Here is a 15,499-nt window from a genome sequence, read left to right as displayed (position 1 = left end):
ACGTCCGACGAGTAGAGGGAGAGAGGACATGCATCCATGGATGTAGTGATCGGGCAGTTGTTCACCGGGCTGAGTATCGGATCCATCCTGTTGCTCGCAGCGCTGGGACTGTCATTGACGTTCGGTCAGATGGGCGTCATCAACATGGCCCACGGCGAGTTCATCATGGCGGGCTCGTACACCGCTTACGTGGTGCAGCAGGTGATCTCGAGCGCCACCGGATCCCTGTTCGTCTCTCTACTCGTCGGCTTCGTGGTGGGTGGTGCCATGGGCGTCCTCCTCGAGGTCACTCTGGTCAAACGCATGTACCACCGGCCGCTCGACACCCTGCTGGTGACGTTCGGTGTGGGCTTGATCCTGCAGCAGCTCGCGCGGGACATCTTCGGTGCGCCGGCAGTCAACGTCGTCGCACCGGGGTGGCTCTCGGGCGGTGTGGAGATTCTGGGAGCGGTGGTCCCCAAGACACGTCTGTTCATCCTCGTGCTCGCCGTCGCCTCGGTGGTGGCGCTGTCGCTGGCACTGAAGAGATCGTCGATGGGACGTCGTATTCGGGCGGTCGTGCAGAACCGCGATCTGGCCGAAACGAGTGGAATCTCCAGTCGCCGTACCGATGTGACGACGTTCTTCATCGGATCCGGTCTCGCCGGTGTCGCGGGTGTGGCGCTCACCCTGATCGGTTCGACCAGCCCGACCATCGGTCAGAGCTACCTCATCGACGCCTTCCTGGTGGTCGTGGTCGGCGGTCTGGGGCAGATGAAGGGTGCGGTGATCGCCGCGTTCGCGCTCGGCCTGCTGAACTCGTTCATCGAGTACTCGACCACGGCGTCGATCGCCAAGGTCATCGTGTTCGTGGTCATCGTGGTGTTCCTCCAGGTTCGGCCACAGGGCCTGTTCGCCGTCAAGACGAGGAGTCTCGTATGAGCATCCTGACGAGTGGCCGTTACCGTGCGTGGGCGGGCTTCGCGCTCGCCGCCCTTCTCCTGTTCGTTGTCGCCCCTGCCGTTCTCAGTGATTTCCGGTTGAGTCTGCTCGGGAAGTTCCTGTGCTTCGCGATCGTCGCGGTCGGTATCGGCCTCGCGTGGGGCCGCGGCGGGATGCTCACCCTCGGCCAGGGCGTGTTCTTCGGGCTCGGCGCCTACATGATGGCCATGCATCTGAAGATTTCCGACGCCGAACTCCGCGGCGACACCGTGCCGGACTTCATGCAGATTGCCGGTATCCGCGCCCTGCCCGGTTACTGGGTGCCGTTCACGTCGCCGGTCGTGACGGTGCTGGGCATTCTGCTGATCCCCGGACTCGTCGCGTTCGCGCTGGGTCTCGGGGTGTTCAAACGCCGGGTGAAGGGCGCGTATTTCGCGATCCTCAGTCAAGCACTCGCTGCCGCGTTCGCGATCCTGCTCGTCGGGCAACAGACCACCGGCGGCAGCAACGGCCTCAACCGGTTCCGCACCTTCTTCGGTTTCAACCTGAACGATCCCGCCAACAAGCAGATGCTGTTCTTCATCGCCGCCGGTGTTCTCCTCACCGTGGTGGCGATCGTGCGGCAACTGATGAACAGCCGCTACGGTGAACTGCTCGTCGCCGTCCGTGACCAGGAGGAGCGTGTCCGCTTCCTCGGGTACGACCCGGCGAACATCAAGCTCGTCGCCTACGTGACCGCCGCCTTCTTCGCCGGGATCGCGGGTGCGCTGTTCGTGCCGATCGTCGGCATCATCTCCCCCGCCGACGTCGGAATCGTTCCCTCGATCGCCTTCCTGATCGGGGTCGCCATCGGTGGCCGCGCCACCCTGCTCGGTCCGGTTCTGGGTGCGATCGGGGTCGCGTGGGCGCAGAGTGCCTTCTCCGAGTCCTTCCCCTCCGGATGGATTTACGCCCAGGGCCTGCTGTTCATCGTGGTGGTCGGATTCTTCCCGGCCGGTGTCGCCGGCCTGTTCGCACTGCTGAAACGCAGGCAGAAGGCGTCCCCAGACGAACCTTCCTCGCCCGGACCGGAGGACGACACGGAGTCGACGGAACGAATGGAGATGGCGCGATGACCACGTCCACCACGTCCAAGGAACCTGTGCTCGGCGGCAACGCCGGGATGTCCAGCGAGTACCTCGAGGTGCGCGATCTACGCGTCAGCTTCGACGGGTTCAAGGCTGTCGACGGCGTCGATCTCACTCTGTTGCAGGGTGATCTGCGGTTCCTCATCGGACCTAACGGTGCGGGCAAGACCACGCTCGTCGACGCCATCACCGGGCTCGTCCCTGCGACCGGATCGGTCACCAAGTCCGGTGTCGAGCTGATCGGTAAGAAGGTGCACCGCATCGCCCGGCTCGGGGTGGGACGCACGTTCCAGACTGCGAGTGTGTTCGAGGAGTTGACGGTTCTCCAGAACCTCGACATCGCGGCGGGTGCGGGCCGCTCGGCACTCACCCTGCTGCGCCGCCGCAAGACGGTGCTCCCCGCCATCGAGGAGGCTTTCGAGGTCACGGGTCTCGGCAGCCTCCGCGACACCCCGGCCGGGATTCTCGCGCACGGCCAGAAGCAGTGGCTCGAGATCGGCATGCTGCTGGTGCAGAATTGCTCGGTTCTCCTGCTCGACGAACCTGTTGCCGGGATGAGTTCCGAGGAGCGGGAAGAGACGGGAAACCTGTTGCGCCGCATCGGAGGTGAGCGGACCGTCGTCGTGGTCGAGCACGACATGGATTTCATGCGCGCGTTCGCCACGTCGGTGACCGTGCTGCACGCGGGGAAGGTGCTGAGCGAGGGCACCGTCGAACAGGTGCAGGCAGACCCGCGTGTGCAGGAGGTGTACCTCGGGACGGCCGCCGCCGGCGCCGCTCCCGAGTTGCAGCCCGAGGTTTCGAAGGAGGACAGCGATGCTCGAGCTTGACGACATCCGCGCCGGGTATGGCCGGACCGAAGTAATCCACGGGGTCTCGCTGACGGTGCCGTCGGACGGCGTGGCAGCGGTGATGGGTCACAACGGCGCGGGCAAGACGACGCTTCTGCGGGCTGCGGTCGGACTGATCAAGGTCGATTCCGGGCGGGTGCTGTTCGACGGCGAGGACGTCACGGCGCTGCGCCCGAGCGCCCGCGTGGCGCGCGGCCTCGCGTACGTCCCGCAGGGCCAGCAGTCGTTCGGGCAGCTGACCACCGCCGAAAACCTCCAAGCGGTTGCCGACGGCCGCAAGCGCGGAAAGGAACTCATCGGGGAGGCACTCGATCTCTTTCCCGCATTGCGTGGCCTTCTCGAACGACGTGCCGGCCTTCTCTCGGGTGGTCAGCGTCAGCAGCTGGCCATTGCCCGGGCGCTCATCACCGAGCCGAAGATGTTGATTCTCGACGAACCGACCGAGGGCATTCAGCCGTCCGTGGTCGCGGAGATCGAACGCACGATCATGGAGCTCACGCGTCGGGGCGGGCTCGGCGTCCTGCTCGTCGAGCAGCACATCGGCTTCGCGCTCGAATCGGCGGAGCGCTACTACGTGCTCGAGTCGGGGCAGGTCACGTCGTCGGGTGCCGGTGGCGCCGCACCCGAGTCCGACGTCCGTATCGCGGTGTCCGACGTCCGCGCGGCAATGGCCATCTGATGGCTCGCCGAGAATCAGCCGGTCCACTCAGCGACCAGGTGTACCTCGCGCTGCGGACCGACCTCATGAGCGGACGAATTCCGCCCGGACAGCGCCTCGGCGAGGAACGCCTCGCCGAGACGTACGGCGTGTCCCGGACGCCGGTACGGGAGGCTCTGGCTCGTCTGCTGGCGGACGGGCTCGTGCAACGCGATGTGGGTGGGCTCTTTCCGTACCGTCCGCGCATCGACGAACTCGCCGGGCTCTACGAACTCCGCATCACACTCGAACTGCAGGGCATCGCACGGGTCAGAGACGACGAGTCGAGGCAGCACGACCCCGACGTCCTGGGACCCGAACTCGACAAGTGGTACGCCCTGCGCAAGGACACTCCGGAGCCCGACGCCGGGTTCGTGGCACTCGACGAGCAGTTCCACATCGTTCTTCTGCGGGCCGCGGGCAACACAGCGTTGTCGGACGCCCTCGTCAACGTGAATGCGAAGGTACGACCGGTGCGGATGTTCGACTACCTCACCCCCGACCGCATGACTGCGACCATCGACGAGCACATCTCGGTGGCAGAACTGACGCTGGATCGCAAACTCGATGCCGCCTACGACACCCTGCTGGCGCACATTAGCGAGTCGCGAGAAGTGGTGATCGAACGTGCCGAACAGGCGCTTTCGCTGGCGCGGATGGCGTGGGCCGTCCGGGATTGAGACCGCGTTTCCCTCGCGTGGGCTCCCTTTTCTCGACCGAGAAGCCGAGCTAGTGCTAGCGTCTTGCTACCGCTCGGTAACACAGTCCCGACGGAAGGGAGTCGCATGAGCGCACGCATTCCACCAGGACGTCTGAAGGAGCTCGGACCGGTCAACTGGGTGTTGTGGCGGATCCTTTCGACCGTCGCCGGTGTCCCCGACGCGCATCTGTTCAGCACGGTCGGCCGCGCGAGGGGCCTGTTCCGGGCGTGGCTGCGCTACTCCAGCAAGTTGATGCCCGGTGGAAAGATCTCCCGGCACGAGACCGAACTGATCATTCTCCGCGTAGCTCATCTGCGGAAGTGCGGGTACGAGATGGATCACCACGTCCGTCTCGGACGCCGCGCCGGCGTCACCCCGGCCCTTCTCCAGCAGGTGCTCGACGGTCCGGACGCCGAGGGCTGGGATGTGCGCCGCCGCGCCATCCTCACGGCCGTCGACCAACTCGTCACCACCGACAATCTCGACGATGCCGCGTGGTCGGCGCTCAGCGCCCACTTCGACGACCGCCAGCTGATCGAGTTCTGTTTTCTGGTCACGCAATACGACGCGCTGGCCACGACCATCGGCACATTGCGGATCGAGCGGGACTACACGTAGACGCCAAGGTCCGGTTCACACCCCTTCGCTACGCCGGGCGGACGGGCTGCCGGAGAACCGTCCGGAGTTTCGCCGGTGCCGTCCGCCGGGGGTCGCTGAGGTAGATCTCGTGATGATCGCCGTTGAAGACCAGTCCGTGCTCGGGCATGAACTCGTCGTGTAGTCGGGCGAGGGTAGGCGCCTCGTCGTCGTAGGAGCCGAGGTGCAGGATCTGCACGCTTACGCCTTCGATGAACGTGAGCGGGCGCAGCAGATCGAGAGCGGGAAGCTCCTTTTTGGCGGCGACCGCCGACCGTGCATCCTCGATGTCGGCCGTGGTGATCCAGTCGGGTTGCACGATCATCATGGTCCAGTCCCAGCTGTCCTTGTCGCGGGTGATGAAGCTGCGTGGGTCGGCGGCACGCCACAGAGCGGACCGACGACGAAATCGCGACCGTGGGCGATTTTGCTGGCGAATTTGATCGTGTAAGCGGTGGCATACAGCGCCTCGACGGCCGCGGCGTACTCGGGTGAGGTGTTCGGGTCACCATGTCCGTCCACTGCGATATAGGTCAACTCCGGGACGTCGACCAGAGCGAACCCTCCGGTGCTCGGCGCGTAGAGCCGCTTCCGCTCCTTCTTGCAGTCGTACTTGTCCACGGTGACGCCTTTCCTGTTTCTGCATTTCTGCATTTCTGCAGTCGGTGTCTGCGTATGTCTGCCTTGTCTGCGCTGAAGTCTGCATCGATACTTCACCGATTGAGCGTGACGCACCGCGTCACAGTTGGAACGAGTGGACATCGCACAGATGGGAATCGACGAATGACGGACACCGCCCAGGAAACCAGCTCCGAAAGAGGACTGGCACGGGTCGCCCAGTCACTCGCCGCCTGGACCGAGAAGTGGTTTCCGGACGCCTACGTTTTCGCGCTGGCCGGTGTCGTCCTCGTGGCCGTCGCCGCTCTGGCCAACGGTTCCTCCCCTCACGCGGTCGTCGATGCTTTCGGTGACGGCTTCTGGGATCTCACTGCTTTCACCCTGCAGATGGCCATGGTGGTACTCACCGGATATGTCGTGGCCACCTCTCCACCGGTCGCCAGGCTGATCGACCGGCTGGCCACCGTGCCGCGCACCGCAAGCAGTGCAGTGAGTGTCGTTGCATTCCTGTCGATGTCGGTGTCCTTCCTGAACTGGGGACTCAGTCTCGTCTTCGGTGGTCTCCTGGCCCGTGCGATCGCCCGCCGGACCGATCTACGTGTGGACTATCGCGCGCTCGGCGCAGCGGCCTTCATGGGACTGGGCGCCGTGTGGGCGCTCGGCATGTCCTCTTCGGCCGCGCAACTGCAGGCCACTGCCACCTCGCTGCCTCCGGCACTGCTGAAGATCACCGGCGTCCTCGACTTCGGTGACACGATTTTCACGTGGCAGTCGCTGCTCATGTGCGCCATTATCACCGCGCTGACCGTGGCGATCGCGCATTTCTCCGCGCCGAGGGGTTCCGCCATCAAGACTGCCGAAGAACTGGATGTCGATATAGACGACCAGCCGGCCGAGGTGGCGCCGCGCTCGCGGCCGGGAGAGTGGCTCGAGTACAGCCGTATCCTGCCGGTCCTCGCCGCCCTGATGACGCTGGGATGGTTGGTCTCTCAGCTCGTCACGAAGCCGGTGCTCACCGTTGTCAGCAGTTTGAATGGATATCTGCTGGTATTCCTCATGCTGGGACTGGTGCTGCACGGGACACCCCGCAAGTTCCTGCAAGCTGTGAATCTCGCCGTGCCGGCCACGGCCGGTATTCTCGTCCAGTTTCCCCTCTATGCCGCGATGGCAGCGATTCTCACCGAGGCCGAAGGCAACGGGGGTCTCACCATCTCGGAACACCTTGCGGAGTTCTTCACGAACATCGGGGGCGGCGGGAGTTTCGCGGTCGTCATCGCCCTCTATACCGTGGTGCTGGGGGTCTTCGTCCCCTCCGGTGGCGGAAAATGGCTGGTCGAGGCCCCGTATGTCATGCAGGCGGCCACCGACGTCCAGATGAACCTGGGCTGGACGGTTCAGATCTACAACGTGGCCGAGGCACTGCCCAACCTCGTCAACCCGTTCTTCATGCTGCCGCTCCTGGCGGTGCTGAAGCTGCGCGCCCGCGACCTCGTGGGATTCACCTTCCTGCAGTTCATGTTCCACCTGCCGGTGGTTCTGCTCCTGGTGTGGCTACTCGGGATGACCTTCGACTACGTGCCGCCGGTAATACCCACGCCATGACGGCGCGCGAGAGATTCTACTAACCCACGCTTTACCGCGAGAAATCTCCGCGCAACACGACGTCCTTAGCGTATACAAGCATGTCCACAGGGATGAATACGCCGCCGGTCGAGTACTCGTTCGACACGCTCCTCGTAGCGAACCGGGGCGAGATCGCTTGTCGCATCATGCGCTCGGCGCACATTCTGGGACTCAAGACGGTGGCGGTGTATTCCGACGCCGATGCGGCGGCTGCGCACGTCGAGATGGCCGACATGGCGGTGCGACTCGGACCCGCCCCCGCAGCCGAGTCGTATCTACGCGCCGATGCCGTCGTCGAGGCTGCGCTGGCCACCGGCGCGGGCGCAATCCATCCCGGGTACGGGTTCCTCTCCGAGAACGACGCCTTCGCCACCGCAGCCGAGTCGGCGGGCATTGCCTTCGTGGGTCCCACACCGGAACAGCTCCGAATTTTCGGAAACAAGCACACCGCCCGGGAAAAGGCTCTAGCCGTGGGGGTTCCGCTCGTACCGGGCAGCGGCCTCCTCGACTCGGTGGATGCAGCGCTGTCCGCAGCCTCGGATATCGGATACCCGGTAATCATCAAGGCAGTCGGTGGTGGCGGCGGAATCGGTATGCAGGCCTGCTTCGACGCCGGCGACCTCGCGGAAGCGTACGACCGCGTCCAGCGGCTGGCCGAGGCGAACTTCTCGTCTTCGGGTGTGTTCCTCGAACGCTTCGTCGCCCGGGCGCGGCACATCGAAGTGCAGGTTTTCGGTGACGGCCTCGGACGTACCCTCAGCCTCGGCACACGCGACTGCTCGCTTCAGCGGCGCCATCAGAAAGTGGTGGAGGAGGCTCCCGCACCCGGACTGCCCGATGACGTCGTCGAGCGATTGCTGAGTTCGTCTCGCATGCTGGCGTCGTCCGTCGACTACCGATCCGCAGGGACGGTCGAGTTCGTCTACGACGTGGATCGCGGTGAGGCGTCGTTCCTCGAGATGAATACCCGCTTGCAGGTGGAACATCCGGTCACCGAGGAAGTCACCGGTATCGATCTGGTCGAGTGGATGCTGCGGCTCGCACGAGGAGATTCGTCGATGCTCGAGGGCCTCCCCGACACCGGACCGGACATCGTCGGTACCGCGGTGGAAGCCCGGATCTACGCCGAGGACCCTGGCCACGACTACCTCCCCAGCGCGGGGCGGCTCACCGGAGTCGAGTTTCCTGCCCACACGCGGGTGGAGACGTGGGTCGACACCGGCACGGAGGTGAGCCCGTACTACGACCCGATGCTCGCCAAGGTGATCACTCGCGGGCATCGGCGCACGGGTGCGTTCGCCGCGTTGGCCGAGGCCCTGTCCGACACGCACATCTACGGAATTCAGACGAACCTGCCGCAGCTGCGGCGAATCTGTTCTGCCGCAGAAGTTCTCGATGCCGTCCATACCACCGGCTTTCTCACCGACTTCCGTTCGACGGGCCGTCGTATCGACGTCCTCCGGGCAGGGACGATGACCACCGTGCAGGACTATCCAGGCCGCACCGGGCTGTGGAGCGTCGGCATTCCGCCGTCCGGACCGATGGACGACCTTTCGTTCCAGCTCGTGAACTCCGCCGTCGGCAACCCCGCCGGGGCGCCGGGCCTCGAATGCACCCTGCAGGGTCCGCGACTCGAGTTCTCCGATGCCACCCTGATCTGTGTCGGCGGCGCGGATGCACCGGTCACGATCGATGGCGACGCCGTCCCGTTGTGGGAGCCGGTCGAGGTGCCCGCCGGTTCCGTTCTCGACATCGGCAGTCCCACCGACACCGGTCTGCGCACGTACCTCGCCGTCCACGGCGGCATCGACGCACCGCTCTTTCACGGCAGCGCTTCCACTTTCCCGCTCGGTGGTTTCGGCGGCATCACCGGTAAGGCAGTTGCCACCGGGGACGTACTCGGACTCGTCGACGACACCAGCAACCTGGGCACTCCACACCCCGTTCCGAAGGAGTCGCGTCCCCACTGCACTCACCTGTGGCATCTGGCGGTCACCGAGGGTCCGCAGTCTGCGCCGTCGTACTTCACCGAATCCGATATGGCGCAGTTCTACGACACCACCTGGAAAGTGCAGGCGCACGCCAATCGCACCGGTCTCCGCCTCGACGGACCCAAACCCACCTGGTCGCGGACCGATGGCGGCGAGGCGGGACTCCACCCGTCGAACCTGCACGACAACCCGTACAGCGTGGGTGCCCTCAACGTCTCCGGTGACACGCCGATCCTCCTCGGTCCCGACGGCCCGAGTCTCGGTGGCTTCGCCTGCCCGCTCACCGTCGTCAGCGCCCACCGGTGGAAGCTGGGGCAGATCCGGCCGGGTGACCGGGTGCGCTTCGTGGCGGTGTCCGAATCCGATGCGCACGAACTTCGGCGATCCGATTCCTCTCGCGCTCTGGATGTTCCGCGAAATGTCCGGACTCCCGCCAAGGCCGACGGAGGCGTTCTGGGGCGAACCGGGCCCGTACTGGACCGCCCCGCGGTGGCATACCTTCGCGGCGGGGACGACAACATCCTCGTCGAATACGGTGAACAGCAACTCGACCTCGGACTCCGGATGCGGGTGCACGCGCTGTCGGAAGAGTTGATCCGACGCGGGGTGCGCGGCATCATCGACATCACCCCGGGGGTGCGGTCGCTGCACCTGCATTTCGACCCGGACGTCCTCCCCGGTGGCCGCCTACTCGACATCCTGCAGGACATCGAGGAACTGCTGCCCGCCACGCACGACCTGGTCGTCCCGAGCCGAACTGTCCGGTTACCGTTGTCCTTCGACGACCCCTCCATCGCGGAGGCGATCGACCGCTACCGCAGCGGCGTCCGGGACGAGGCTCCCTGGCTGCCCTCCAACACCGAATTCATCCGGCGCATGAATGGGTTGGGCAGTGTCGACGACGTGCGCGACACCGTGTTCGACGCCGAGTACCTGGTACTCGGGCTCGGTGACGTCTACCTCGGTGCGCCGCTGGCCGTGCCACTCGACCCCCGGCACCGCCTGGTCACCACCAAGTACAACCCGGCACGCACCTGGACGCCGTCCGACGCCGTCGGCATCGGCGGAAAGTACCTGTGCGTCTACGGCATGGAGTCGCCGGGCGGCTACCAGTTGATCGGCCGCACGGTACCCATCTGGTCCGGTTACCGGCAGCACCGCCCCTTCGACGAGGGCACACCCTGGATGTTCCGGTTCTTCGACCGCATCGTCTGGGAACCGGTGACCCCGGAGGAACTGCGGAAGTACCGCGAGCAGGCTGTGGCGGGGCGGTTCGATACGGAGATCTCCGAGGGCACCTTCGCACTCGCCGATCACCTGAAGTTCCTTACCGACAACGCCGAGTCGATCGCAGCGTTCAACAGCAGGCAGTCGGCGGCTTTCGACGCCGAGAAGTCTGCGTGGCGTGTGTCCGGTGAATACGACCGTGTCGAACCGCCACCTCTCCCCGAACAGCCGCCCGTCGACCTGCCGCCCGGTGCGGTCGTCGTCGAAGCTCCGCTGGTGGGCAGCGTGTGGCGAGTCGAGGTCGAGGTCGGGCAGCGGGTCCGGCTCGGCGACAACTCCGTGGTGCTCGAAGCCATGAAACTGGAGATGCCGGTTCCTGCAACCGCCTCCGGAAGGGTTCTGCAAGTGCTTGTTTCACCGGGATCGATCGTCGAGCCCGGCGCCCCCCTCTTCGTGATCGGAGCAGAGAACTGATGAGCGTGAGTGTCGATGCCAGCAAGCTGGGGCCCACCAAAATTACCCTCTCGCCCACCGAACGCGTCGACGACGCCTTCCGGCGGATCGCCGCGGTGGACCGCCCGGAAATCTGGATCACACTTCGGCCCGCCGAGGACGTCTATGCCGACGCGGCCGCCATCGAATCGAGAATCACTGCAGGCGAGGACCTCCCGCTGGCCGGGCAGATCCTGGCAGTCAAGGACAACATCGATGTCGCGGGAATGACCACCACCGCGGGGTGTCCCGAGTTCGCCTACGTGCCCGACCGCACCGCGACCGCCGTCCGCCGACTGGTCGATCAGGGTGCCATCGTCCTCGGGAAGACGAACCTCGACCAATTCGCCACCGGCCTGGTGGGCACGCGCAGTCCCTATGGGGCGGTGCGCTGCTCGTGGGACCCCGAGCGGGTGTCCGGTGGTTCGAGCTCCGGCTCGGCCGTCGCCGTGGCCCTCGGCATCGCCGACATCGGGATAGGCACGGACACCGCCGGATCAGGTCGGGTGCCTGCGGCCTTCAACGGTCTCGTCGGTATCAAGGCCACGCTGGGTGTGATCCCCGCGGACGGCGTCGTCCCCGCCTGTGTCGACTACGACTGCGTCACCGTGTTCGCCACCGAACTCGACACCGCCGCCGCCGCAGCCCGGATCATGGCCGGGCCGGCGTCGAGGGACCCGCGCAGCCGGGCTTGGCCGGCCGACGTCAGGTTGGCGGCACCCGCGCAGCCACGGGTCGCCATCCCGCGCGACGAGGACCTCACCGCGCTCGCCCCCGACTACCGGCGAGCATTCGACGACACGGTTCAGCTGCTGACGGACAAAGGCTTTCGCGTCGACACGGTAGACATCTCCCCACTGCTCGACGCTGCCCGGCTGCTCTACGACGGTGCGGTCGTCGCGGAACGGTACACCGCCGTCGGGCGGTTCCTCGACACGGCGCCCGCCGGGGCGGATCCGGTGGTGACCGCCATTGTCGGGTCCGCGAGGCGGCCGGCAGGGCACGAGTTGGCGGCCGACCTCGACACCCTCGTTCGCGTCAAGGCACAGACCCGGGATCTCCTCGCCGGATTCGACGGGCTGCTCCTGCCGACCACCACCGAGCACCCGACGATCGCCGCGGTCCAGGCCGACCCGATCGACATCAACCGGCGAATGGGTACATACACGAACTTCTGCAATTTGCTCGACATGTCGGCCGTCGCGGTACCCGGCTTGCCCACGGCGGCGGGTGAGCCGTTCGGGGTGATGTTCGTGGTGCCCGGGTTCGCCGATCAGGTGGCCGTCGACCTCGCTGCCCGACTCACCGGTGTTCCCGCGCCGGCGTTGGTCGAGGACGGTGTCGAGCTCGCCGTATTCGGCGCCCACCTGCGCGGGCAGCCTCTCCATTTCCAACTCGAGGACCTCAGTGCCCGTTTCGTGGACACCGTCACCACCACCGACGCATACCGGCTCACCGCACTTGCCACCACACCCCCCAAGCCCGGGCTGGTGCGCCGGGGCCCCGGCGCGGGCGCACCCATCGTCGGAGAGTTGTTCCGAGTCTCCCCCGCCGGATTGGGACGATTCCTGGCGACACTTCCGGCGCCGATGGCACTGACGAGTGTCGAACTTTCTGACGGCCGCGCCGTGGTCGGCTTCAGCTGCACCCACGACGCGGTCGACGGGGCCACGGACATCACCGAATTCGGTAGTTGGGTGGCCTACCTTGCCGCTTCGCGTCCCGTGAGTACTTCTTAACAGCGGGCGGTTAAGAAGTACTCACAGCGAGGACGGTGGCCACCGGGGTCGACGGGCGGCCGATCAGCTTCTGCAGATCGCCGCTCTGCGTGTCGAGGGCGCCGGTGGCTACTCCCGCATCGGAATCGGCGAGCATCTGCGCCACCGGTGCCGGCAAGCCGGCGCCTTCGAGCAGGGCGGCGTACTCGTCCTGCGGGAGGTCCTTGTACGACACCGGGCTACCGACCACCGCGGAGAAGGCCTCGGCCAGCTGTTCGTACGTCAGCCGCTCGTCGCCACCGAGCTCGTACACCGCTCCCGCCTGCCCGTCGGCGACCAGGACGGCGGCGGCCGCCTCGGCGTAGTCCTTGCGCGCGGCACCGGCGATGATGCCGTTTCCTGCGCTGCCGAACAAGGAACCCGCCTCCCGGGCCGTTGCCACAGCGCCCAGGTAGTTTTCCCAGTACCAGCCGTTCCGCAGCAAGGCGAAGTCGATCCCGGACCCGTCGAGCAGATCCTCGGTGGCGCGGTGCTCGGCAGCCAGTCCGAGCGGGCTCTTCTGCGCATCGAGGACGCTGGTGTAGGCAATGAACCCGACACCGGCTGCCTTCGCCGCGTCGATGACGTTGCCGTGCTGAATTACTCGTTGCCCGACGTCGGAACCCGACACGAGGAGCAGCTTGTCGACACCACCGAGCGCCTTGTCGAGCGCGGCGCGGTCGCTGTAGTCGGCTTGCCGGACGTCGACGCCCTTGTCGGTCAGGTCGGCGGCCTTGGCCGGTGTGCGAACGAGCGCCACGATCTCCCTGGCGGGGGTGCCCTTGTCGAGAAGAGCCTCGACAGCGAGGCGGCCGAGATGTCCTGTTGCACCGGTGACGGCGATGGTCATGGGAACTCCTAGCGTGAGGGTTGTTGTTTCAAGCGCGCATGTTCCATTATGCACTGACTATTTGTAAGTGCAAGCGCAGTGGTAAGCACTTCTCAGATGAGGGGTAGAGTGGTGAGCATGTCCGAGCTCGAACAGACACCGCGCGCCGGCGCAGACGCCACCCTGGAAGCCGACGTCTTCGCCCGCGGGTGCACCTCTCGCGAAACCCTGCAGACCGTCACCGGCCGATGGGGTGTGCTCGCGCTCGCGGCGTTGGCCGAGGGCAACTACCGCTTCAGCGCACTACGCCGACGTGTCGACGGAGTCAGTGAACGCATGCTGTCGCAGACCCTCCAGGCGCTCGAACGAGACGGACTCGTGGTCCGCGACGTACTCGAGGCGATACCCCCGAAGGTGGAATACAGCCTGACACCACTCGGTGCCGAGATCGCCGGGCGTCTCGTCGGCCTGATCGAACTGGTCGAGTCGCGAATGCCCGAAGTCTGGGCGGCGCAGCAGAAGTACGCCGAACGCCGGACCGACCAGAACTAGGCCCGCATACACGAAACGAGGCCCGCACAGTTTCTGTGCGGGCCTCGTTTCCTGTCGTGGATCAGAAGTTGATCATGTGTCCGGCGAGGCCGTGGATGGCCTCCTGCAGGGCTTCGCTCAGGGTGGGGTGGGTGTGCACGTTGCGGGCCAGCTCGTTGACGGTGAGATCCCACTTCTGCGCGAGGGTCAGCTCGGGCAGCAACTCGGAGACGTCGGGGCCGATGAGGTGGCCGCCGAGCAGCTCGCCGTACTTGGTGTCGGAGATGAGCTTGACGAAGCCGGTGGAGTCACCGAGGCCGTGCGCCTTGCCGTTGGCGGCGAACGGGAAGTTCGCCACCTTGATGTCGTAGCCCTCGTCCTTCGCCTGCTGCTCGGTGAGACCGAAGCTGGCCACCTGCGGCTGGCAGAACGTGGCGCGCGGCATCATCCGGTAGTCGTCGATCGGCAGCGTCTCGGCGCCGGCGATGGTCTCGGCCGCCACGACACCCTGCGCCTCGGCCACGTGGGCGAGCTGCAGCTTCATCGTCACGTCACCGATCGCGTAGATGTGCGGCACCGACGTCTGCATCGTGTCGGTGATCCCGATGGCACCGCGATCGGTGAGCTGGACACCGGTCTTCTCGAGGCCGAAGCCCTCCACGCGGGGGGCGAAGCCGACCGACTGCATCACCTTGTCGACCACGACGGTCTCGATCTCGCCGCTCTTGTTGTCCTTGATCGAGACGGTGACCTTGCTGCCGTCGTCGTCGATGCTCTGCACCGCCGCGCCGGTCTTGACCTTGACGCCGAGCTTTTTGTACTGCTTCTCGATTTCCTTGGAGATGTCCGCGTCTTCGTTGGGCAGCGCCCGGTCGAGGAACTCGACGATGGTGACGTCCACGCCGTAGTTCTTCAGGACGTACCCGAACTCCATGCCGATCGCCCCGGCCCCGACGATGAGGATCGATCCCGGCAGATCCCGGGTCATGATCTGCTCTTCGTAGGTGACGACGTTCTCGCTCAGCGAGGTACCCGGCAGCAACTTGGTGGTCGAACCGGTCGCGATGATGGCGTTGTCGAACGTCACCGTCTCGGTGCCACCCTTGGTCAGTGCGACCTCGATGGTGTTGGCGTCGGTGAAGGTGCCCTTGCCGTCGTACTCGGGAATCTTGTTCTTCTTCATCAAGAAGTGGATGCCCTTGACGCGCCCCTCCGCGACCTTGCGGCTGCGGTCGTAGGCGGCGCCGAAGTCGAAGGAGGCTTCACCGGTGATGCCGAACAGCTTGGCCTCTTTCGTGAAGAGATGCGCAAGCTCGGCGTTACGGAGAAGAGCCTTCGAGGGGATGCAGCCCACGTTCAGGCACACACCACCCCAATACTTCTGCTCGATGATGGCGGTACTCAATCCCAGCTGTGCCGCGCGGATAGCAGCGACGTACCCACCGGGACCGGCTCCGAGGACAACGACGTCATAGTGTGAGGTCACGGTTGTTCAGGG

12 protein-coding genes and 1 pseudogene are annotated in these 15,499 nt (G+C 65.7%); 10 read left to right on the top strand and 3 right to left on the bottom strand.

The genetic code is table 11. The annotated features are described in order from the left end of the window. Positions 1-36 precede the first annotated feature (36 nt). The 6 genes from urtB to CBI38_RS07540 all read left to right on the top strand — a co-directional run bounded on the left by urtB (position 37) and on the right by CBI38_RS07540 (position 4,915). Entirely contained in the window at positions 37-921 is an 885-nt protein-coding gene (urtB, locus tag CBI38_RS07565; RefSeq protein ID WP_109327729.1) for an urea ABC transporter permease subunit UrtB, read from the top strand. Beyond that, positions 918-2,036: an urea ABC transporter permease subunit UrtC gene (urtC, locus tag CBI38_RS07560; protein ID WP_109327727.1), complete on the top strand. Its 1,119-nt coding sequence runs from the start codon at positions 918-920 to the stop codon at positions 2,034-2,036. The genes urtB and urtC overlap by 4 nt, the downstream gene beginning before the upstream one ends. Continuing rightward, positions 2,033-2,878, top strand: coding sequence for an urea ABC transporter ATP-binding protein UrtD (urtD, locus tag CBI38_RS07555; protein ID WP_109327725.1), 846 nt, complete (start codon positions 2,033-2,035; stop codon positions 2,876-2,878). The genes urtC and urtD overlap by 4 nt, the downstream gene beginning before the upstream one ends. Further along, positions 2,865-3,578: an urea ABC transporter ATP-binding subunit UrtE gene (urtE, locus tag CBI38_RS07550; RefSeq protein WP_109327723.1), complete on the top strand. Its 714-nt coding sequence runs from the start codon at positions 2,865-2,867 to the stop codon at positions 3,576-3,578. The genes urtD and urtE overlap by 14 nt, the downstream gene beginning before the upstream one ends. Next, complete coding sequence (locus CBI38_RS07545) at positions 3,578-4,276, top strand: GntR family transcriptional regulator (protein WP_109327721.1); 699 nt, start codon at positions 3,578-3,580, stop codon at positions 4,274-4,276. Before urtE ends, CBI38_RS07545 begins: the two co-directional genes overlap by 1 nt. A 105-nt stretch (positions 4,277-4,381) precedes the next feature. Further along, positions 4,382-4,915, top strand: a complete 534-nt coding sequence (locus CBI38_RS07540) for a carboxymuconolactone decarboxylase family protein (RefSeq protein WP_109327720.1) — start codon at positions 4,382-4,384, stop codon at positions 4,913-4,915. A 28-nt stretch (positions 4,916-4,943) separates the two neighbouring features. On the opposite strand, the pseudogene CBI38_RS07535 reads toward CBI38_RS07540, so the two are convergent. Beyond that, positions 4,944-5,554: pseudogene (locus CBI38_RS07535) on the bottom strand (GyrI-like domain-containing protein). 162 nt (positions 5,555-5,716) lie between these two features. On the opposite strand from CBI38_RS07535, the gene CBI38_RS07530 reads away from it, so the two are divergent. The 3 genes from CBI38_RS07530 to atzF all read left to right on the top strand — a co-directional run bounded on the left by CBI38_RS07530 (position 5,717) and on the right by atzF (position 12,623). Further along, positions 5,717-7,153 (top strand): short-chain fatty acid transporter, encoded by a 1,437-nt coding sequence (locus CBI38_RS07530; RefSeq protein ID WP_109327718.1) that lies wholly within the window; start codon positions 5,717-5,719, stop codon positions 7,151-7,153. A 92-nt stretch (positions 7,154-7,245) separates the two neighbouring features. Further along, positions 7,246-10,866 carry an urea carboxylase gene (uca, locus tag CBI38_RS07525; RefSeq protein WP_230990106.1) on the top strand — a complete coding sequence of 1,207 codons (3,621 nt, stop codon included), beginning with the start codon at positions 7,246-7,248 and terminating at the stop codon, positions 10,864-10,866. A 5-nt stretch (positions 10,867-10,871) separates the two neighbouring features. Next, positions 10,872-12,623, top strand: coding sequence for an allophanate hydrolase (gene atzF, locus CBI38_RS07520; RefSeq protein ID WP_109334925.1), 1,752 nt, complete (start codon positions 10,872-10,874; stop codon positions 12,621-12,623). Between the two features lie 10 nt (positions 12,624-12,633). Here atzF and CBI38_RS07515 read toward each other — a convergent pair whose 3' ends face one another. Then, positions 12,634-13,491: an SDR family oxidoreductase gene (locus CBI38_RS07515; RefSeq protein ID WP_109327714.1), complete on the bottom strand. Its 858-nt coding sequence runs from the start codon at positions 13,489-13,491 to the stop codon at positions 12,634-12,636. A gap of 117 nt (positions 13,492-13,608) precedes the next feature. Between CBI38_RS07515 and CBI38_RS07510 the strand changes: the two genes are divergently transcribed. After that, complete coding sequence (locus tag CBI38_RS07510) at positions 13,609-14,022, top strand: winged helix-turn-helix transcriptional regulator (RefSeq protein ID WP_109334924.1); 414 nt, start codon at positions 13,609-13,611, stop codon at positions 14,020-14,022. A 61-nt stretch (positions 14,023-14,083) separates the two neighbouring features. On the opposite strand, the gene lpdA is transcribed toward CBI38_RS07510, so the two are convergent. Beyond that, positions 14,084-15,487 (bottom strand): dihydrolipoyl dehydrogenase, encoded by a 1,404-nt coding sequence (lpdA, locus tag CBI38_RS07505; RefSeq protein ID WP_109327712.1) that lies wholly within the window; start codon positions 15,485-15,487, stop codon positions 14,084-14,086. Positions 15,488-15,499 lie beyond the last annotated feature (12 nt).

Origin of the sequence: Rhodococcus oxybenzonivorans, assembly GCF_003130705.1 — a bacterium.
Taxonomy (GTDB): Bacteria; Actinomycetota; Actinomycetes; order Mycobacteriales; family Mycobacteriaceae; genus Rhodococcus_F; species Rhodococcus_F oxybenzonivorans.
Note: the sequence above shows the minus strand (reverse complement) of the source record. Positions and strands in the feature narration are given on the sequence as shown.

Excerpts from the sequence above, each read along its gene's own strand:
- uca (WP_230990106.1), top strand. The coding sequence starts at position 7,246 with ATGAATACGCCGCCGGTCGAGTACTCGTTCGACACGCTCCTCGTAGCG.
- CBI38_RS07545 (WP_109327721.1), top strand. The coding sequence starts at position 3,578 with ATGGCTCGCCGAGAATCAGCCGGTCCACTCAGCGACCAGGTGTACCTC.
- urtE (WP_109327723.1), top strand. The coding sequence starts at position 2,865 with ATGCTCGAGCTTGACGACATCCGCGCCGGGTATGGCCGGACCGAAGTA.
- urtB (WP_109327729.1), top strand. The coding sequence starts at position 37 with ATGGATGTAGTGATCGGGCAGTTGTTCACCGGGCTGAGTATCGGATCC.
- urtC (WP_109327727.1), top strand. The coding sequence starts at position 918 with ATGAGCATCCTGACGAGTGGCCGTTACCGTGCGTGGGCGGGCTTCGCG.
- CBI38_RS07530 (WP_109327718.1), top strand. The coding sequence starts at position 5,717 with ATGACGGACACCGCCCAGGAAACCAGCTCCGAAAGAGGACTGGCACGG.
- urtD (WP_109327725.1), top strand. The coding sequence starts at position 2,033 with ATGACCACGTCCACCACGTCCAAGGAACCTGTGCTCGGCGGCAACGCC.
- CBI38_RS07540 (WP_109327720.1), top strand. The coding sequence starts at position 4,382 with ATGAGCGCACGCATTCCACCAGGACGTCTGAAGGAGCTCGGACCGGTC.
- CBI38_RS07515 (WP_109327714.1), bottom strand. The coding sequence starts at position 13,491 with ATGACCATCGCCGTCACCGGTGCAACAGGACATCTCGGCCGCCTCGCT.
- CBI38_RS07510 (WP_109334924.1), top strand. The coding sequence starts at position 13,609 with ATGTCCGAGCTCGAACAGACACCGCGCGCCGGCGCAGACGCCACCCTG.